This window comes from Pseudoalteromonas sp. NBT06-2 (genome assembly GCF_002276045.1).
Taxonomy (GTDB): domain Bacteria; phylum Pseudomonadota; class Gammaproteobacteria; order Enterobacterales; family Alteromonadaceae; genus Pseudoalteromonas.
Map to the genome: position 1 here is coordinate 16,883 of NZ_NQMR01000062.1, position 20,610 is coordinate 37,492.

16 protein-coding genes are annotated in these 20,610 nt (G+C 36.4%); 8 read left to right on the forward strand and 8 right to left on the reverse strand.

Annotated elements, in window-relative coordinates:
- Window positions 1-99: 99 nt before the first annotated feature.
- Window positions 100-2,817, reverse strand: a complete 2,718-nt coding sequence (locus CJF42_RS13215; RefSeq protein WP_212668818.1) for an autotransporter outer membrane beta-barrel domain-containing protein — start codon at window positions 2,815-2,817, stop codon at window positions 100-102.
- A gap of 192 nt (window positions 2,818-3,009) precedes the next feature.
- On the opposite strand from CJF42_RS13215, the gene CJF42_RS13220 reads away from it, so the two are divergent.
- On the forward strand, window positions 3,010-4,353 hold the full coding sequence (locus tag CJF42_RS13220) for a dicarboxylate/amino acid:cation symporter (protein WP_095367135.1): 1,344 nt from the start codon (window positions 3,010-3,012) through the stop codon (window positions 4,351-4,353).
- Window positions 4,354-4,446: 93 nt separating this feature from the next.
- Here the strand turns inward: CJF42_RS13220 and sohB are convergent, their stop codons facing one another.
- Together sohB and CJF42_RS13230 are read right to left on the reverse strand one after the other, a co-directional pair.
- Window positions 4,447-5,466, reverse strand: coding sequence for a protease SohB (gene sohB / locus CJF42_RS13225; RefSeq protein ID WP_095367136.1), 1,020 nt, complete (start codon window positions 5,464-5,466; stop codon window positions 4,447-4,449).
- Window positions 5,467-5,595: 129 nt separating this feature from the next.
- Window positions 5,596-8,031 carry a VolA/Pla-1 family phospholipase gene (locus CJF42_RS13230; RefSeq protein ID WP_095367137.1) on the reverse strand — a complete coding sequence of 812 codons (2,436 nt, stop codon included), beginning with the start codon at window positions 8,029-8,031 and terminating at the stop codon, window positions 5,596-5,598.
- Between the two features lie 244 nt (window positions 8,032-8,275).
- Between CJF42_RS13230 and CJF42_RS13235 the strand changes: the two genes are divergently transcribed.
- The gene (locus tag CJF42_RS13235; protein ID WP_095367138.1) at window positions 8,276-9,013 is read left to right on the forward strand and encodes a YciK family oxidoreductase; all 738 of its coding nucleotides are present in this window, start codon (window positions 8,276-8,278) and stop codon (window positions 9,011-9,013) included.
- Between the two features lie 72 nt (window positions 9,014-9,085).
- Here the strand turns inward: CJF42_RS13235 and rluB are convergent, their stop codons facing one another.
- The 5 genes from rluB to rnm all read right to left on the reverse strand — a co-directional run bounded on the left by rluB (window position 9,086) and on the right by rnm (window position 13,047).
- Window positions 9,086-9,973, reverse strand: a complete 888-nt coding sequence (gene rluB / locus CJF42_RS13240; protein WP_095367139.1) for a 23S rRNA pseudouridine(2605) synthase RluB — start codon at window positions 9,971-9,973, stop codon at window positions 9,086-9,088.
- An 88-nt stretch (window positions 9,974-10,061) separates the two neighbouring features.
- The gene (gene scpB / locus CJF42_RS13245) at window positions 10,062-10,625 is read right to left on the reverse strand and encodes an SMC-Scp complex subunit ScpB (protein WP_095367140.1); all 564 of its coding nucleotides are present in this window, start codon (window positions 10,623-10,625) and stop codon (window positions 10,062-10,064) included.
- Between the two features lie 83 nt (window positions 10,626-10,708).
- Entirely contained in the window at window positions 10,709-11,452 is a 744-nt protein-coding gene (locus CJF42_RS13250; RefSeq protein ID WP_095367148.1) for a segregation and condensation protein A, read from the reverse strand.
- Between the two features lie 47 nt (window positions 11,453-11,499).
- On the reverse strand, window positions 11,500-12,120 hold the full coding sequence (locus tag CJF42_RS13255) for an L-threonylcarbamoyladenylate synthase (RefSeq protein WP_095367141.1): 621 nt from the start codon (window positions 12,118-12,120) through the stop codon (window positions 11,500-11,502).
- Window positions 12,121-12,213: 93 nt separating this feature from the next.
- Entirely contained in the window at window positions 12,214-13,047 is an 834-nt protein-coding gene (gene rnm / locus CJF42_RS13260; protein ID WP_095367142.1) for an RNase RNM, read from the reverse strand.
- 411 nt (window positions 13,048-13,458) lie between these two features.
- On the opposite strand from rnm, the gene CJF42_RS13265 reads away from it, so the two are divergent.
- The 6 genes from CJF42_RS13265 to trpA all read left to right on the forward strand — a co-directional run bounded on the left by CJF42_RS13265 (window position 13,459) and on the right by trpA (window position 20,140).
- Complete coding sequence (locus tag CJF42_RS13265; RefSeq protein WP_095367143.1) at window positions 13,459-15,042, forward strand: anthranilate synthase component 1; 1,584 nt, start codon at window positions 13,459-13,461, stop codon at window positions 15,040-15,042.
- Window positions 15,035-15,655, forward strand: a complete 621-nt coding sequence (locus CJF42_RS13270) for an aminodeoxychorismate/anthranilate synthase component II (RefSeq protein ID WP_095367144.1) — start codon at window positions 15,035-15,037, stop codon at window positions 15,653-15,655. The genes CJF42_RS13265 and CJF42_RS13270 overlap by 8 nt, the downstream gene beginning before the upstream one ends.
- Entirely contained in the window at window positions 15,652-16,674 is a 1,023-nt protein-coding gene (gene trpD / locus CJF42_RS13275; RefSeq protein ID WP_095367145.1) for an anthranilate phosphoribosyltransferase, read from the forward strand. The genes CJF42_RS13270 and trpD overlap by 4 nt, the downstream gene beginning before the upstream one ends.
- Window positions 16,667-18,040, forward strand: coding sequence for a bifunctional indole-3-glycerol-phosphate synthase TrpC/phosphoribosylanthranilate isomerase TrpF (trpCF, locus tag CJF42_RS13280; protein WP_095367146.1), 1,374 nt, complete (start codon window positions 16,667-16,669; stop codon window positions 18,038-18,040). The genes trpD and trpCF overlap by 8 nt, the downstream gene beginning before the upstream one ends.
- Before the next feature lie 67 nt (window positions 18,041-18,107).
- Window positions 18,108-19,328, forward strand: a complete 1,221-nt coding sequence (gene trpB / locus CJF42_RS13285) for a tryptophan synthase subunit beta (RefSeq protein WP_286203499.1) — start codon at window positions 18,108-18,110, stop codon at window positions 19,326-19,328.
- Window positions 19,328-20,140: a tryptophan synthase subunit alpha gene (gene trpA / locus CJF42_RS13290; RefSeq protein ID WP_095367147.1), complete on the forward strand. Its 813-nt coding sequence runs from the start codon at window positions 19,328-19,330 to the stop codon at window positions 20,138-20,140. The genes trpB and trpA overlap by 1 nt, the downstream gene beginning before the upstream one ends.
- Window positions 20,141-20,610 lie beyond the last annotated feature (470 nt).

Consider the following 20,610-nt stretch of genomic DNA (forward strand, 5'->3'; position numbering starts at 1 on the left):
AAACAATAATTCAATCAAAATTAAAATTTATGTTTCAATAGTTAAAAAACAAACAAAAATGCCGCTTATTTAAGCGGCGTTTTCTATAGCATAGTTTGATTAATTAATATTTATAGTAAATGCATGAAATGATTTTTCAACACCCGAAGGTGTTATAACTTCTATTACTAGAGGCCCTGATTTGGCTTCAGCTTCACCTTTAACTGTCGCCGAAAAAATCAGACCACCATTGTGAGGGTCATTAGGCCAAGTGTATGTACTGCCCGCTATAACAGAACCAACCGCTGCCGTAAATGTGATTGTAGTACCGGCTGGCATAGGTTGATTATGCAAATCACTAATGATTACACTTGCGGTTGCTGAGCCTTCTCCATCAATATTTATTACTTCAGGTGTTACTCTAGTTAATTGAGGGTGACTGCCTGACATGATTAATGTTAACTGTGCTCTTACGTTTAATGACTTTTTATTGTCAGTGCCATTTGCACAACCCTCATGGGCTGGTATCGCACATAAAACACCGTTATATTTACCATCTTTGGCACTAAATTCACCATCATTGTTAAAGTCTGCAAATGTTTCTAGCGCACCACTGTTATTAACATCACTGCCTTCTGAAGGGTTATATAATCCATCTTCGTTATGATCTACAAAGGCTTCTTTTTGGTCATATGGTCTACCGCTGATATCATTACCTAAAAATGCATCCATTTCATTAGCATCAAAACGGGCATTGCCATTTAGATCAGGGAAAGATTCTTCACCAATTACTGTAGCAAGTATATTTGCACGACCACCATATTTTTGTCCCATAGTATTGTTTACTTCTGGGACATGAGTAGGGTTGTTAGCATCACCTAAAATATGGCCTTCAGGACGAGGATTTTGGCTATTCCAAGTTACTTGACATACGCCATTCACCGTAGTGCAAGAAGGTTCTATTGATCCGCCTTCTGTAGTAAAACTCACTGCAGTTCCATCTGGTACGGGGTTATTAAACGCATCAGCTAATCTTGCAGTAACTTTTACTTCAGTACCATCAATGTTCCAAGCTTCTGGATTATATATATCAGCTGATAAACTAAAACTATCTTGATCTGGTATACCTGTAGATACCACTAACAAACTAGATTGCGATGATATTTGAGGAGAACTGCCATCAATTGTCGCCTGTACTCTGACACTCGTTGCAACAGTACCCGAGTTTATTACTGTTTGAACTAAGCCATTGTTATCTGTTGTTCCAGAAACGGGTATTATTTTAATTCCACCGACATCAGTATTTAATTCAAAGTTTACAAGTCGATTATTCACAGGATTATTATTGGTATCTAATACTCTAAATATTACTGTTGCGCTTTCCCCTCCACCTTGGCTACCTGTACCTAAAATATTAATTCGTTCAGGTGTAGCCGAAACAAATTCGATACTACCTACATCAGCAGGCAATACATGAACAGTACCCGTAGCTGATAAATTAATACCACCGGCATTTGCTGTAACATTAATAGGATCATCATTTACACAGCCTTTCGCTAAGTATGTACTGGTAGCTACACCATTGGAAGTGGTAATAGGTGTACTCAAAGTCGCGCTTGGAATAGGTAGACTGGTACAGCCAGAAGAAAAGTTTACAGTAACAGGTTCAGTAAATAAATTATTTTGGTCGTCTAGGATTTTTACTGACACAACTGTCGTTCCACCAGCCGAAATTTGCGCTAAACTAATATCTGCCAAACCTTCAACAAATGGTTCACCACTGCCCATAATAACAGTTGAAGAACCGACAACTAATAGGATTTCACCTGTTTCTCCGCTCACAATTGAAGCGGTTATTGTACCCGCACCTAAACTACCACCAGCTAATATATCAACTGTTGCTTGATTATTCTCATCTGTGATTGCTGTTGCAATCGGAATATCACCTACTGTACTTATGAATGTTACAATTACCGGAGTGCTAATACCATTAACTTTAGCTATGACTTTACCCGGTTTTGATGCAGTTATGGTATCCGTTTCATTACCATCAAGGTTCACTAATTGCATTTCAATATTTATATCACCCACCACCCCAGTATCATCACCTGCAGTATTAAAACTTACAATACTTGATTCACCACTTGAAAGATTAGCAGTAACTTCACCCGCACCTCTAACAGTGCCTGCAGTTAAAATAATGCTAGCAATACCATCATTATTTGTTAGTGCTGTGCCGCTTACTGGAGAGAATACACCTAAAGTTGTATTAAATGTCACTACTTTATTAACAACTTTAGCTCCATCTTGCGTTAACGTTGCTATAATAGTTGCAGGGCTAGCAGCTGATATTTCTGTATTTGAAATAGAAAGTGATATATCGATTACGCCGACTGTATCTTCTTCATCGTCACCTTTACTCGTAAATACATGAGTTACAGTGACTGTATCATTATCCGGTGTAGTATAACTCGCTGAAATAGTTCCTCCACCTGCTATGGTACCAGCATGAAGACTGATTTCAGCATCACCATTATTATTTGTCTGTGATGTACCTGAAGATGGGTTTAGTACACCTATACCTTGTTCACCAATTGCAAAAGTGATTAATTGATTGGCTGACACACTACCATTTTTTGTTAAGTTAGCGACAAGCTTACCAGGAATTGCTTTAGATACTTCACTTATACCATCGCCACCATCTGCACGGATTAAAGTAACTGTCAATTCATATTTATCTGAAGAACCGCCATCAGGACTTTCAAGACTACCACCACCGCCACATGCAGTTATTGCAATGCTTAACAGCATGATGCAAAAAAATCGGATTAAAGGCATTTACCTCTCCCTAGCTTATTATAATTAGAGTTATTTACCATATATTAACCTATAAATTACAGATTTCCATTAAGTAATTAGTACAAAACAATTATAAATTACATATTTTTAAAAAACTTACCTATATTAACTGTAAAAAGTCTCATTGACTGGTAGGATATATACCTTTTAACACGATTGAGCTTTCACTATATGACAAATGAGTTACATAATAATAAGTCACTCTCTCTCACCTCTCGTATCCTAATAGGGTTAGGCCTAGGTTTGCTAGTTGGTTCTATTTTTAAATGGATCATTGGTGGTCAAGATGATGTATATATTTCTTTAGGCTTTTTTGATTTAGCAATTAAAGGTTTTTTTGTTGATGGCTTACTTACCATTGGCGGATCGATATTTGTTGCCAGTTTAAAAATGCTAGTGGTCCCTTTAGTTTTTGTATCCTTAGTCTGTGGTACTTGTAACTTAAGCGATCCTAGCAAGTTAGGACGTTTAGGCGGTAAATCAATTGGGCTTTATTTATTAACTACGGCAATCGCTATTTCGATTGCGATTAGTTTAGCAAACTTAGTAAGTTTTGATAAAATTGCAGGGTTACAAACTTCTTCTGAATTCGTAGCTAAGGAAGCACCTTCTTTAGCAAATGTCATCATTAATATGTTCCCAACCAACCCTATCTCAGCGATGGCTGAAGGTAATATGCTTCAAGTTATTGTATTTGCTTTATTGTTTGGTATTGCAATGACCTTAAGTGGCGAGCCAGGAAAGCATTTAGCAAAAACTTTTAACAATTTAAATGATGTCATTTTAAAGTTAGTGACTCTTTTAATGAACTTAGCACCTATAGGTGTATTCTGTCTTATCGCTAAACTTTTTTCATCAATCGATTACGCTGCAATTGCTGAACTTGTAAAATATTTCTTTGTTGTATTACTTGCGTTATTTATCCACGCGCTCATTGTTTACCCTACTTTGCTAAAAACAATAACAGGGTTAAGCCCATTTACATTTTTGACAAAAATGAAAGCCAATGCATTATTTGCATTTAGTACTTCTAGCTCAAGTGCTACTATGCCTGTTACATTAGAAACGGCAACTAAAAAGCTTGGAGCTAATAATTCAGTTGCCTCATTTACGGTGCCTTTAGGGGCAACGATCAATATGGATGGCACCGCAATTATGCAAGGTGTAGCCACGGTATTTATTGCACAGATATTTGCTGTAGACTTAACAACGTCCGATTACTTAATGGTAATACTAACAGCTACTTTAGCATCTGTAGGGACCGCCGGTGTACCTGGAGTTGGTTTGATTATGCTTGCTATGGTACTTAATCAAGTTGGGTTACCTGTTGAAGGCATTGCAATCATTATGGGTGTTGATAGATTATTAGATATGACAAGAACAGCTGTTAATGTTACCGGTGACTGTATGGTAACCTGTATTGTTGCTAAAACGGAAGGTGAACTCGATGAAGGCATTTTCAATGATAAACATGCCGCAGAGCAACTTGAAGAAATACATTTTAATAAAAAGTAAGTATTCATAAACTGACATTGATGCTAAGAATTCTATCAATATTATTAAGGCCTAGTTTGATGCTAGGCCTTTTTTATACCAATATAATGTTAATTATTTAGTAATAAAAGCAGTTCTTATTTTTGAATAAACTGAGATAAATGCTCTCTCTAATGAACTACTTAGACCAATCGCAAATTTTTCACTTAATGGTTTTTTGATGGTGAATTTCACCTTATATATCTGATTTTCTTTATTATGCGCTAATAAAATATCATCACTGGTAGATAACTCGTCAACCAAACCTTTGTCTAACGCTGTCGTACCAAACCAGTGTTCACCCGTTGCAACTGATGCTAAGTCAAGTGCTGGTCTTTGCACAGTAATAAAGTCTTTAAACAATTCGTGAGTTTCTTCAATTTCCTCAGAAAACTTTTCTCTCGCTTTATCTGTATTCTCACCAAACATTGTTAGAGTACGTTTAAATTCCCCTGCGGTGATCTGTTCAAAATCAATATCATTTTTCTTTAAAATTTTATTAAAGTTAGGGATTTGCGCAATAACACCGATTGAACCGATAATCGCAAATGGTGCACTGACAAGTTTGTCAGCGACACAGGCCATCATATAACCGCCACTTGCTGCGACTTTATCGACACAAATTGTTAAATTTAAATCAGCATCTTTGATTCTTTGTAATTGTGATGCTGCTAAGCCATAACCATGAACTACGCCACCACCACTTTCAAGTCTCAGTAATACCTTATCTTCTTTTGGTTTAGCGATTGTTAAAATTGCAGTTATTTCTTCCCTTAAGCTATCAACTTCACGGGCATCCATACTGCCATTAAAATCTAATACGTAAAGATTTGGTTTTTGCTTATCATCATTCTTTTTAGCACGTTTTTTTTGCTCTTTATTGTATTTTTTCAAATTATCTTTATTTAAAGTGTCGTACAAAAATTGATGCTTAAAAGTATCTAATTGCTCTGATAAATCATCTAATTCAATTTCACCACGTTTTGGCTTAGGCTTGTGAGCTGCACCTGCTATTAAAGCAATAATTGCACCCACTGCAACTACAAAAGTTAAAGCTTTGGCTAAAAACAAGCCGTATTCGTATAAAAATTCCAAAATAAAAATCCTACTCTTTTAAATTAATGTGAATTTACCATGTTATATAACAAATAGAGAAGCTTATATATTAAATATTACGCATAAAAAAACCCGGAATAATCCGGGTTTAAGTATTGAAATTATAAATTAGTCTTGTTTTACAATAGCACTATCTTTTATATAAATCATATGACCACCTTCGGCAATATAATTTACCATTTGTGATTGCATTTCACTAAAGGCACGCAGCGCGGTCATCGCATCAGGTGAAACACTCTGTCCAGGGTTTATAAGAGAAGAATGATGACCTGCAGTCATTCTAACAACACCAGACACTGGCATTTGTTGATCAGCTACCGTTGAACTTACACCTTCCAAGCCTAGTAATGCAATTAAAGGCTCTGTACCAGACACAGGTGAAGATGGCACTACATTTGGTAATACTTGATCTGGTAGGTTGTCACCACCATCTCCGACAACTTCTTGAACTAGTAAGGGGGTTTGTGTTGCTTTTAAAATAGCAGCATAATTCATCGGATCGCCATCATCTACCGCCATTTGAAATGCTGTCGCAGCTTGTATCATTAATCCAGATAATGCTGCAGCTTCTTCAGGTGATAACGTTGTTTGGTATACAGTGTAGGTTTGTATTAACGCCCCTAAAAAAGCCGCGCCGTCTGCTGGAGATGAACTAGGGTTTTGTTCTGAAAAATATATTTGGAAACCTGCGTCACCACCATAAGCTAATACAGACTGCAATAATGGGCCAAATGTATTTGATTCAATAATTGCGCCAAATCCTAAGCCTTGCATTGGGACAGAAAGTGTCGCAGCTTGTACTTTAAACATATCATTAACTTGTTCAGGTTGCCCTGTAACCGGAGAGTTAGCCATAGCTAAAAATGGTGTACCACCAATAGAGCCTAAAGAGATTCCAGTGAAATATACCTTCGACTTATCTATGTCTGCGCCATTTAAAAAATTTAAGCCAAAACGTAAACCTAATAGATCTATGATTGCTTGCTTACCATTAGAAGCCGTCGTGCTATAGCTTTGAAGATTAATATAATCCAGAGGATTCACAGAAGCATCAATATCAATAACACCATCGTTATCAGAATCAAAACCTCGAGAGTTAAACAATGGATAATCTATAGCAACACTTGCGATGCCAAATAATGACAACATTGCCGTAGTCGTTAACATATCTTCTTTTTTAGATGGAATACCATGTTGTAAAATAACGACTGGCCAACCACCTTCAGGTTTTACGAGAGGTCCTAAGCCTAAACCAGGGCGAATTGCATTTGCAACATTTAGATCTGGCGTTGTCATTTGCACATCAATATTTTGAAAACTGTTAATTTTTGGAATTGGGTTAAATTTAGTGAGGTTACGCTCTGTATCTAGGCCAGCCAAAACCGGGTTTTCAGAGGTGCTAAAGTCACGTAAACCAAAAGACATACAAATAGCATCATTTGTACTAATCGGTGCTTCAGGAATTAATTCAGGGTAAGCTGCTGTTAAGCCTGCTAGTGCAGCACCTGAATCACACAATGCATTCATCCAAGTATTTAATGGCGCTTTTTGATTTTCATCATTAGGTGTATGTAAGTAATAAGGTAAACTAACATTACCACGTAGGTAATTAGCAGCACCATATAATGCAATACTTTGAGCATCAGCGGGGTTTGTTGGGTCAAATAATCCAGCCTGTATTAACACGTCTGCCACTGATAATGTTGTGTCTTGCATAGTAATAACAGGTGCAGGCACAAGCGGTGTTTGTGTTAAGCCCGTCAGTAATAACTGTTTTGCAACACTTGTAACATTACCCACTGATTGTGTGGTCATTGCCATAGAATAAATAATATTTTCTTTAGCGATGCCCCTAGTCGAAATTACAGATTCAAAACTATTAATTACCCCTTGTAACGCTAATTGTGAATCTGTAATTAAAGGTAACGTACCTATATCTTGTTTTACCAAATTATAGCTAGACGAGCCATCCACTGAGCTACCCGTACTATCTTTAAGGTTATCAGTGAGTGCAAGTATATAAGTTGTTGCAGGTTTAAGTGGCTTTAAAGGGATTACAGCTACATTATCTCCGCTGACTTGTGTAACATAATCAACACCAAAAGTCAGTTCACCTACAATTTTACACCCTGAACCTTGCGGTTTTGGTTTACAGTCATCATCATTCAGGTCTCCACCCATAACTGCTTCATATATATGGATAGATTCAGGACTTTGCACACTGGCCGCATCTAATGTCACACCTTGAGGTAAATCAACTGCTAGAGTAAACGCAGTATTAGTTGACCATCCGTCTAAACGACTTAAAGCTGTCAATGGATCGGCAATATTTGCAGGATCTTTAACGGGTATATTTAAAGTACCATCTGTGGTTCCCTGAAATAATAAATCATTTGGGGTTGATAATACACCTGCAGATGGATCAAAAATAACAGTAGATGCTGGAATGACAACTACAGCGTCTTTTTTAACTTCTTCTAAACTTTCTCCACCACATCCTAACAATGCAGTTGAGATAGCCATTCCAAGTAGCATTTTTTTCATTTTTAGCTCCGTTTTCACTTTGTTCTTTTTATTTGAATTCTTGCAATTACACTTGTAAATATAATGTTCGAATTCATTAATGAGACATTAGACCAGTTAAATTTAACGTAAACAATCTTTTTTCGCTACTTAAATTTGAATAAAAACTTTAACTTGTCGTTTTATCGTTAAATACCTATGGTAAAATACCTTTAATTTAATATTTTAAGTCCAGTAATGACTTAGTTGTATCAAGGATTTTTCAATGCAAGACTACCAAGCAGATGTAAACGCACTAAAAGATAAAGTAATTCTAGTTACTGGGGCTGGTGACGGTATTGGTCGCGTGGCAGCAATCAACTATGCTAAACATGGTGCAACCGTTATTTTACTTGGTAAAACAGTTGATAAACTAGAATGTGTGTATGACGAAATTGTGTCATTAGGTGCGCCTAAGCCTGCTATCGTTCCACTTGATTTAAAAGGCGCAACTAAACAAAACTATCGTGACTTAGCATCTACAATAGAAAATGAATTTGGTCAATTAGATGGTTTATTAAATAATGCTGGCATCTTGGGCTCTTTAGGTCCATTAGAATTCTTTTGTGTTTCAACATTCGAAAAGATCATGAAAATAAATGTGACAGCACAAGCTGTACTTACAAAATACATGTTCCCTATTTTACGTAAATCAGATAACGCTTCTATTATTTTCACCACATCTAGTGTCGGTCGTAAAGGTCGTGCACATTGGGGTCCATACGCCATCTCTAAATTTGCAGTTGAAGGCATGATGCAAACTTGGGCTGATGAAGTTGAAAAAACGAATATTAGAGTTAACTGTATTAACCCTGGCGCAACTTTAACTAAAATGAGAGATTCCGCTTACCCAGGTGAAGACAAGGCAAAATTAGCAACACCAGAGTCACTAATGCCTACCTACCTTTATATGATGAGTGATGATTCAATAGGTACTAACGGCCAATCCCTAGATGCTCAGTAAATAAAAATAAAAAAGCCCGAACAATGTTGGGCTTTTTTAATATCTAATACTCAACTAAATTATTAAAATATTTTATTTCTTTCTTTTCTTCTGAACTTGTTTAGCACGAATTTGATGCTTTTTAACAGCCTTTCTAATACGCTGATTTTTAGCGCGTTTTTCACTGCGTTTTTCAGGCATTACAGATAATTTTGTTTCAGTTTCATTTGGTAGTTGCACAGAGCTTCTAAAATAATTTACATTAGCTAATGCTAACTCTTCCCAGCCACCTTGAGGAAGTTTAGGGTTTAATTTCAAGTCCCCGTAACGAACACGAATTAAGCGTGATACGTCAACCCCCTGAGATTGCCATAAACGTCTTACTTCTCTGTTACGACCTTCTGTTAGTAATACGTTATACCAACGGTTAATCCCTTCACCTGGGCGAGGTGTAATTTTTAAGAACTTAGCCATACCGTCTTCAAGTTCAACACCTGTGGTTAACGTTTTTAAAGTTGTCGCTTCTACTTCACCAAAAACTCTCACTGCATATTCACGTTCAATTTCATAACTAGGACGCATTAAACGGTTTGCTAATTCACCATCATTGGTAAACAATAAAAGACCTGATGTGTTCACATCTAATCGACCAACAGCTATCCAACGCTCACCATCTAATCTTGGTAAACGGTCAAAAACAGTCGGTCTGCCTTCAGGATCTTTACGTGTACATAATTCACCTTCCGGTTTGTTATACATCAATACACGACAAATACGATTTTCTTCAGCTTCTATTTTAACCACATGACCATCAAGTCTAATTTGCTGATGTGGGCCAACACGATCACCTAATCTTGAAACTTTACCATCAATACTTACACGCCCTGCGTCAATCACCTTTTCCATTTCTCGGCGTGAGCCTTTACCGGCACGGGCTAATACTTTTTGTAACTTTTCATCATTTACAATTGATTCACTCATTAACTATTCGCTCTTTAGTTAATAGGGTTTCCCCTATTAGTTGTATCTTCTCAGATAGACTTGCATCTTAATTATATCAGGTAACAAATTAAGATAGCATTTGATTTATTTTATTTTCTTGTTGTTCAGGTAACAAAGGTAGATTTTCTAAGCTAGCAAGAGAGAAATAATCTAAAAATGCAGCTGTTGTTGCATAAAGAGCAGGTCGACCTGGGACTTCTTTATGACCAACCCCTTTAACCCAACCTCGTTCTAATAGAGTTTTAATTATATGACTACTCACCGCAACGCCCCTGACTTGTTCAATTTCTCCACGAGTAATAGGTTGTCGATAAGCAATTAAACTTAGAGTCTCCAATAAAGCTCTTGAATACTTTGGGGTTTTACCTTGAAATAACTTACTCAACCAAGGACTTAAATTTTTACTTGCTTGAAAACGAAAACCAGAGCCTACTTTTACAAGCTGTATGCCCCTAGTTGAATAATGCGCTTCTAACGTTTCTAGGCACTGTTTAATTCTTATTAAAGAAACATTAAATTCTTCTAACACTGTTTCTTTTAATACTATTCGTGATAATGGTTTTCCTGCAACAAATATAGCAGCTTCAATAATTTCGACTAATTGCTCATCAGAAATTTTTTTATCGCCCACTTTAAGCTACTCATCTACTTCATAATCATAGACGGGTATTATGCCTAATTTGTCAGATATAATCGAAGGGTTTTCTATTAATTTTAACGAATTAATTGCACATAGATTTGTATTCTAGGCTCTGACTGTATACATTCAATTAAACACTCTTTTATCAACTCTAAAATAGCAATAAAGGTTACAACAACACCATTTCGTCCTTCGCTAAGCTCAAATAACAAACTAAATTCAACAAACTCAGTCGTTTCACTCAATTGCTGTAATATTTTACTCATTTGCTCCCGAGTAGATAAGGTTTCAGCTGATATATGATGATGGGTATAATTTTTAGCTCTTGCCATAATATCGCCCAATGATAACAAAATATCTTTCATATCAACATCAGGTAATAAAGTCTCAGGCACTATTTTTTCTGATATTAAAGCTTGGGCAACAAAAATATCACGATCTAACCTTGGGATCTCGTCAAGATTTTCTGCCGCAGTTTTAAATTGTTCATATTCTTGTAAGCGTTTAATTAATTCAACACGAGGATCAACCTCTTGCTCTTCTAACTCTTTATGAACAGGTAATAACAATCTAGATTTAATTTGCGTTAATAAAGCAGCCATTACCAAATACTCAGCTGCTAATTCTAGTTTTAAATCTTTCATTAGTTCAACATAAGCAACATATTGTCGAGTTATGGTATGCACTGATAACTGTAAAATATCTAGTTGATGTTTTTTAATCAAATAAAGTAATAAATCTAAAGGGCCCTCAAAAGTTTCTAAAATCACTTCAAGGGCATCAGGTGGTATATATAAATCAGTTGGTTTCTCAACCATAGCTTTACCATTTAAAAATGCTAATGGCGGCTGTTCTGTTTGAGGTGTCACTCAAAAACACTCACATCACCTGAACCTTCGCGAATAATATTCACTTCACCTTCTGAGAAATCAATAACACTTGTTGGTTGCTCTGATAAAAAACCACCATGGATAATCAAATCGACATGTTTTTCTAATTTATTGCGTATTTCTTCTGGATCAGACTCTGTATGCTCTTGCCCCGGTAAAATCAGCGAACATGACATCAATGGTTCAGCTAATTCTTCTAGTAATGCTAACGTGATTTCACATTGTGGTACGCGAATACCAATTGTTTTTTTCTTATCATTTAATAAGCGCTTAGGTACCTCTTTAGTTCCTTTAAAAATAAAAGTATAAAGTCCAGGTGTATTATTTTTTATAACTCTGAACAATTGATTATCTACTCTTGCATAGTTTGCAAGTTCAGATAGATCGCGACACATCAATGTAAAGTTATGATGTTTTTCTAATCCGCGGATTTTTTTAATCCTTTCCATCGATTTTTTATTGCCTATGCAACAACCAATCGCATAGCCAGAGTCAGTTGGATAAATAACAACACCACCTTGATGTATTATTTCAATTGCTTGACGGATCAATCTTGCTTGCGGATTTTCTGGATGTATTTGAAAAAACTGACTCATAATATGCCTTATTTTTTTAATAACAAAGCGCTATATACCTAAGCTCTGAAATTTGTATTTCCATGTCACACAGGTGTAAACCCTGCTATATCATTATACGACCCAATCTTGCCAAACTGGAGTACAATCTTTTGGTAAATATAGGTTCTTTCCAAGCTCTAGCCAAGTCATCGGAAAATGAAAGTCTGAACCTTGTGAACACAGTAAGCCGTATTCACGACTTAAAGAACCTAAAAATTGACGTTCTGTTGGTGCTTGTTGCGGTTGTGCGACTTCCATCGCATCGCCACCATTCTCTTTAAAATCAGTTAATAATTGCCTTAACCATTTATTAGACATTTTATATCTCGCAGGGTGTGCAACAACAGCCTGACCACCCGCTGATTGAATCGCTTCAATTGCGGTTCTCATATCACACCAACTACTAGGTGTATAACCGGTTTTACCTCGCGCTAAGTATTTTTTGAAAACACCTTGAATATTTTTTGCTTTACCTAGATTTACTAAATACTGTGCAAAATGCGCTCTGGTGATATGCGCATCCCCCGCTAAATCTTTTGCACCTTTATAAGCATCAACTATGCCTGCTTTTTCAAGTCGTCGACCAATTTCAAGTGCTCTGCTATCTCTTTTTTGCTTTTGTTCATTCACTAATGCCAATAAATTATCTGATTCAGGATCAAAATTCAGCCCAACAATATGAATTTCAAAACTATGCCAGCGGGTTGATATTTCAATGCCATTTATCAGTTTTAAATTAAGCTTATTGTTTGCAATATATTGATGCGCAATAGGTAAAGCATCTAGTGTATCGTGATCTGTGATCGCAAATATATCAATTCCTTTGTCTACTGCTCTATCTAATAATTCTTCTGGTGATAATCGGCCATCTGAACACGTGGTATGACTATGTAAATCGTACTTCATTTGAGCAACTTTATAATTAGCGCTTAGGTTTGAGTTAAGTATATCAATTTCACTGCTATAAAACGAACGTGCTTAAGGTTTAATGCATTTATATCAATATATTTTTGTTCACAATAATCAGTTATATAAATTTAATATAAAATTCTTGACAAGAATATACAATTTGAGCTCTACTATAGCTACTTAAATAAAGGTACATATTAATGAAACGTTCAGCTCAAACATTTAAAGTAAATACACTAAATATTATTTGGTGGTGGCACTCGTAATTTTCGGGTGATGAGCTGTTGTGCCTAACAGATTCTAAGACCCGCAGCTAGCGGGTTTTTTTATGTCCAAACCCGCATTTTTGATGCGGGTTTTTTGTTTTCTAAATAAATTACTAATACAAAATACGAGAGGAATGAGGTTTTGATATTTAGACATATAACAAAAGCGCCTGGTGCTGTTTCAAGCATCACTTTGGCCCGGGAATATATTCAAAGTCCACTATCACTTTATGCAAAATTGGATAAAGAAAATAGCTTATTATTAGAGTCGGCTGAAGTTGATTCAAAAGACTGTTTGAAAAGCCTTATTTTAGTAGATGCTGCCATTCGGATTGAATGTAATGCACAACAAGTAAAGTTAGTCGCTTTATCAAATAACGGTTTGCAATTACTACCTTATTTACAAGAAAAAGTAGCCAATTGTGATACTGTGTTAGATGAAAATACACTCATTTTAACTTATCAACCATACCAAAGAGATTTAGACGAGTTTTCTCGATTAAAAGCAGACAACGCATTTAGTGCGCTACGCAATTGTATCAACAATATAAAATCAACTGCAGATAATGCCTATTCATTATTTTTAGGCGGTGTATTTGCTTATGACATGGTTGCCAACTTTGAGCAGTTACCCACTGTTATAAACAAAGATAATATCTGTCCAGATTATGTTTTTTACTTGGCTGAAACCTTGGTTATTATTGATCACCAAGAAAAAACAACCGACTTAATTGGCAATGTATTTAATGGACCAGATGTTCATGCTAACTGTTTTGAAGTTGGACAAAAGCTTGAAGAACTCAATCAGTTATGTGAACACGTAACGCCTTATACAGGTAAAGACATCACAGTCAGTAAAACACCGGATGTTAGTGTTGATATTAGTGACGAAGAATACTGCCAACAGGTTTTGGCACTTAAAAAGAATATTGTAGATGGTGATATTTTCCAAGTAGTGCCTTCTCGCAGCTTTAGCTTACCTTGTCCTGATGCACTATCGGCTTACCAGCATTTAAAGCAGCAAAATCCTAGTCCTTATATGTTTTATATGAAAGATCAAGATTTCACATTATTTGGAGCATCACCTGAGTCAGCTTTAAAATTTTGTGCTTTGAGTCGCCAAGTGGAAGTTTACCCAATTGCTGGTACACGTCCTCGTGGAAAGCGTCAAGATGGTAGCATTAACCCAGATTTAGATAGTCGTATTGAACTTAACCTGCGAAATGATCAAAAAGAACGAGCTGAGCATTTAATGTTGGTGGATTTAGCGCGTAACGATGTGGCTCGTATTTCTATTGCCGGAACGCGTCATGTTAAAGAGTTGTTAAAAGTAGACAGATATTCGCAAGTGATGCATTTAGTATCTCGTGTGGTTGGTCAATTAAAACCGGAACTGGATGCACTTCATGCATATCAAGCATGTATGAACATGGGCACATTAGTTGGTGCGCCAAAAGTCAAAGCCGCGCAACTTGTACGTGAGGTAGAAAAAAAACGCCGTGGTAGCTACGGTGGTGCAGTGGGTTACTTAACAGGTGATGGTACCATGGATAGCTGTATTGTGATCCGAAGTGCATTCGTAAAAAATAATATAGCTTATGTTCAAGCTGGTGCGGGAGTTGTTCACGACTCAGAACCGCAACTAGAAGCCGATGAAACTCGTGCAAAAGCACAAGCGGTGATCAAAGCCATAATCTCTAGTTTCGAGGAGAAAAATAATGTCTAATCAATCAGATTATAAAATCTACTTCTTAGATAACTTTGACTCTTTTAGTTATAACCTTGTAGATGAATTTGAACAAATGGGCGCTGATTTAGTTGTATATCGTAACAACCTAGACGCACAAACCATATTTGAGAAAATGTCAGCTGAAATAAAACCCGTAATACTTGTTTTATCACCAGGTCCAGGTACACCGCACAGCGCTGGCTGTTTAATGGCGTTAACCGAAATGTGTAAAGGTAAATTTCCTATCCTTGGGATCTGTTTAGGACATCAAGCATTGACACAAAGTTATGGTGGTATTGTGGGTCATGCTGGGGAAACCGTACATGGTAAATCATCAACTATTGAACTTGCCAAGCATGCCATCTTTGATGGATTAGGTAACAATATGCCCGTTGCACGTTATCACTCATTAATGGCAACTAAAGTACCTGACTCACTTTCGATTATTGCCCATTATCAAGATATACCGATGGCAATATTAAATGAGCAAGATAAAATACTTGGTTTTCAATTTCATCCAGAATCTATTTTAACACCAGATGGCGCACAGTTATTAAGACAAAGCCTTGACTATTTAAACAATACAACTGATGAAGGAATTGCGAAATGAAAGAAATAATCAATATACTAATTGCACAAAAAGACTTAAACATAACGCAATCAGAACAATTATTCAGTAAGGTTATGCAAGGTGAGCTATCTGAAATTGAACTGACAGCCGCTTTAATTGCACTTAAAATTAAAGGTGAAACCGCATCTGAAATTGCAGGTGCTGCCGCTGCGATGCGCAAACATGCAGTGCCTTTTAACACTTCACTAGATATGACAGCTGATAGCTGCGGTACAGGTGGTGATGGCTCAAACACCATAAACGTATCAACAACAGCAGCTATTGTTGCTGCAGCTTGTGGCATTAATATGGTCAAACATGGCAATAAAAGTGTATCGAGTAATTCTGGTTCTGCTGATTTACTTGTTGCCCTTGGTATTAATATCAATATGCCTGTAACACTTGCTCAAAATTGCTTAGAGCAAACAGGTTTCACATTTATGTTTGCACCTAATTACCACAAAGGTGTAAAACATGCGATGCCAGTTCGCACAACATTAAAAACAAGAACCTTATTCAATATTCTAGGCCCATTAGCAAATCCTGCTGCACCAAAAGTACAATTACTTGGCGTATATGATCCTGATTTATGCATGCCTATGGCGCAAACACTAAACATACTAGGCACACAACGTGCTTTAGTAGTTCATGGCTCAGGCACAGATGAAATTGCATTACATGGCTCAACTAAAGTAGTTGAATTAAATAATGGCGAAATAACGGAATCTACTCTAACACCAAGTGATTTTGGTTTAGATGAATACCCACTTGAAGCTATTGCTGGTGAGGGGCCTGAATATAACGCACAAGCTACTTTAGCTATTTTAAAAGGCGAAGGAAAAGCCGCTCATAATGCAGCTATTATCGTTAATGTCGCTGCGCTTTTATATTTAACAAATAAGGCTGATAACTTTAAACAAGCAGCACGAATAGTTACTGATAAGCTGGCTTCTGGCACAGTAATAAAAACACTTGATAAAATAGTAACACTTAGTAATTCAGAGGTTGATAATGGCTAACGTATTAGAAAAAATTGTCGCTGATAAAGCAATTGAACTAAAACAACGTAAAATTGAACGTCCATTATCAGGTTTCATAAATGACGTTAAGCCTTCTACGCGCAATTTTTATGAAGCATTAAAAAGCACAGATAACGGCGGCACACATTTTATTTTAGAATGTAAAAAAGCGTCACCCTCTAAAGGCTTAATTCGCCCCCATTTTGATTTAGATGAAATTACCTCTGTTTATAAAAACTATGCAACATGTATTAGTGTACTGACAGATCAAAAATATTTTCAAGGTAGTTTCGATTACCTACAAATGGTGAGAAATAAAGTAGAGCAACCACTGATAGGTAAAGATTTTTATATTGACGAGTATCAAGTTTATTTCGCACGTTTACATGGTGCTGATGCGATTTTATTAATGCTTTCTGTGTTAGATAATCAACAATACAAAGCGCTAGAATCTGTAGCTAAGTCATTAAATATGAGCATCTTAACTGAAGTAAGTAATGAAGAAGAAGTTCATCGTGCACTTAAGTTAAACGCTGAGCTGATTGGTATTAACAATCGTAATTTACGTGACTTAAGTACTGATTTAACAACAACCGAAACGCTTAGAAAGCTTATTCCAAATGATAAACTGGTGATCTCAGAATCTGGTATTTATACCCATGATGATGTTAAACGCCTTTCACCTTTATGTAATGGCTTTTTAGTGGGTAGTTCTATTATGGCACAAAATGATATGGATCTTGCTTGTCGAAAACTAATTTTAGGTGAAAATAAAGTGTGTGGCTTAACCCGTTGTGATGATGCTTTAGCAGCGTATAATGCGGGTGCAATTTATGGCGGACTTATTTTTTACCCTCAATCACCACGTTTTGTTGATTTAGATTGTGCAAAAGCCATTATAGATAGTGCACCATTATCTTTTGTAGGTGTATTTGTAAATGCTCGAATCGAACATATTGTTGAATATGCGCATCAATTAAAACTCAGTGTCGTTCAATTACATGGTACAGAAGACGCTGAATTTATTGCCACACTAAAAGAAAAACTGCCTCAAACATGTAAAATTTGGAAAGCTGTTGCTATTAAAAATACTTTACCTGAGCTAGCACTCGAAGTTGATCGCTATTTATTTGATACCCATAGCGAGAATTTACCTGGCGGGACTGGAGAAATATTCGATTGGTCAATTTTAAAAAACTGTCACAGCCAATTTATGCTTGCAGGTGGTTTAAACAATGACAATATAAAGCAAGCGAGTTTAATTGGTGCAACAGGTTTAGATATCAATTCAGGTGTAGAAATTGAACCTGGAAAGAAATCTAAAAATAAAATTAATGACGTTTTTACCAAACTCAGACAATATTAAATTATATATACCTGAGGTTTAAACTACCTCAGATATCGATACAGAATCACAGAATGAGGAACGATAAGTGGAATATTTTAACAATAATACAGATAACAAACCAGGTTATTTTGGTCAATTTGGCGGTATGTTTGTACCTGAGTTATTGGTACCGGCTCTAAAGCAACTTGAGCAAGAGTTTAACAATGCACAACAAGATCCTCAATTTCAAGCTGAGTTTACAGCTTTATTAAATGAATATGCTGGTCGCCCTACACCATTAACGTTAACACGTAACATGATTAAAAACCCGAAGGTAAAACTTTACTTAAAACGTGAAGACTTATTACATGGCGGAGCACACAAAACAAACCAAGTGTTAGGCCAAGCGCTTTTAACTAAACGCATGGGTAAAAAAGAAGTCATAGCAGAAACAGGGGCAGGCCAACATGGTGTTGCAACAGCATTAGCATGTGCATTATTAGGTTTAAAATGTAAAGTATATATGGGTGCAAAAGATGTAGAACGTCAGCAACCAAATGTTTTTAGGATGAAATTAATGGGCGCCGAAGTTATTCCGGTTACAGCAGGTTCTGGCACACTTAAAGATGCTGTAAATGAAGCATTAAGGGATTGGTCTGCGAATTATGATCATGCCCATTATTTATTAGGCACAGCTGCGGGTCCACACCCATTTCCTACTATGGTTCGTGAATTCCAAAAAATGATTGGTGAAGAAGCAAAAATTCAGATCCAAGAAGCAGAAGGTCGATTACCTGACGCGGTTATCGCATGTGTTGGCGGCGGCTCAAATGCGATTGGCATGTTTAATGATTTCATTAAAGAAGAGTCAGTTAAATTAATTGGTGTTGAACCTGCAGGTAAAGGCCTTGATAGCAAACATCATGGTGCCACCTTGTGTAAAGGCACTAAGGGGTTATTGCACGGTGCTTATACATACATAATGCAAGATGATTTTGGTCAAATTGAAGAATCTTATTCTGTTTCAGCCGGTTTAGATTACCCAGCAGTAGGCCCTCAACATGCACATTTACATGAAACAGGTCGCGCACAATATGTTGGTATTGAAGATGACGAAGCATTAGATGCTTTTCAAACTTTAGCTAAAAATGAGGGTATTATACCAGCATTAGAATCAAGTCACGCTCTTGCATACGCTTTAAAATATGCAGAAGAACAAACTGAAGATACTGTTTTAATTGTTAACTTAAGTGGTCGTGGTGATAAAGATTTAGCCCATGTTCAAGATGTACTTGCACAAAAAGCAACTGAAAAAGGAGCTAAGTAATGTCAACATTAAATAGATACCAAGCCAAATTTGAAACTTTAGCTACCAACAAACAAGGTGCATTTGTGCCATTTGTAACGATTGGCGATCCAAATAAAGAGCTTAGTTTTGATATCATAAAAAGCCTCATTGATGGCGGTGCCGATGCACTAGAGTTAGGAATTCCTTTTTCTGATCCCGTAGCCGATGGCCCTGTTATTCAAAAAGCGAATATTCGCGCACTTAAAGCAAATGTAAATACAGATGTGTGTTTTGCAATCCTAAAACAAGTACGTGAATATAATGCGGATATTCCAATTGGCTTACTTTTATACTCTAACTTGATATTTTCACGTGGTTTAGACAAGTTTTATCAAGACGCTAAAGATGCAGGTGTTGATTCGATTTTAGTAGCGGATGTACCTTTACATGAATCTAAATTATTCAGACAATCAGCTAAAAAAGCAGGTGTAGATCCTATCTTTATCGCAACACCAAATGCTGATGATGATACATTAAAAACCTGTGCCTCTTATGGTCGTGGTTATACTTACTTATTATCACGTGCTGGCGTAACCGGTACCGATACACAAGCAACAATGCCAGCAACTTCCATTATCGACAAGCTTAATGAGTATAACGCTGCCCCCTCTTTATTAGGTTTTGGTATATCTAAACCTGAACATGTTAAAGCAGCACTCGACTCTGGTGCCGCAGGTGCTATTTCTGGATCTGCTGTTGTGAAAATCATTGAAGATAACTTAAATGATTCAAGCAATATGTTAGCGCAATTAAAAGCTTTTACTGAAATTATGAAAGCAGCGACTTTATAGTTGGCTTTAATACCCATGATACCTAAAAATGCACGATTTCAGCGATAATTAAACAGGATTTAGGTAAGGTATGAATTGAAGGTAATGGTTGTTCCCTGATCAAAATTAATAACGCAGCATAAAGCGCTTTGAAAACCGCCTAAAAGGAGCTTTTGAGAATTTACACTTCGTTGTTATACCAATACGATTAAGTTAGTGATCAAATTTTAATAAGGATAAATTTTCAAGAACAAGGCGCTTGATTGAGTAATAGCTGGCTATTAGGATTAAAAGCAACGATGTTCTTGGAATATTTAGTCCATTTAAAGTGAGCACTTATTTATTCGTATTGGTATTATGTCAGTTATAAAGGGAATACGATGAATTCACTGACATGCCTAGAATTGTAAAACTTTATAAGCTCTGAGTGGTCACTTAATTATCGGAATTAGTATAAATAGCATTATGAAACTCAATATGGAAGTAGCGAG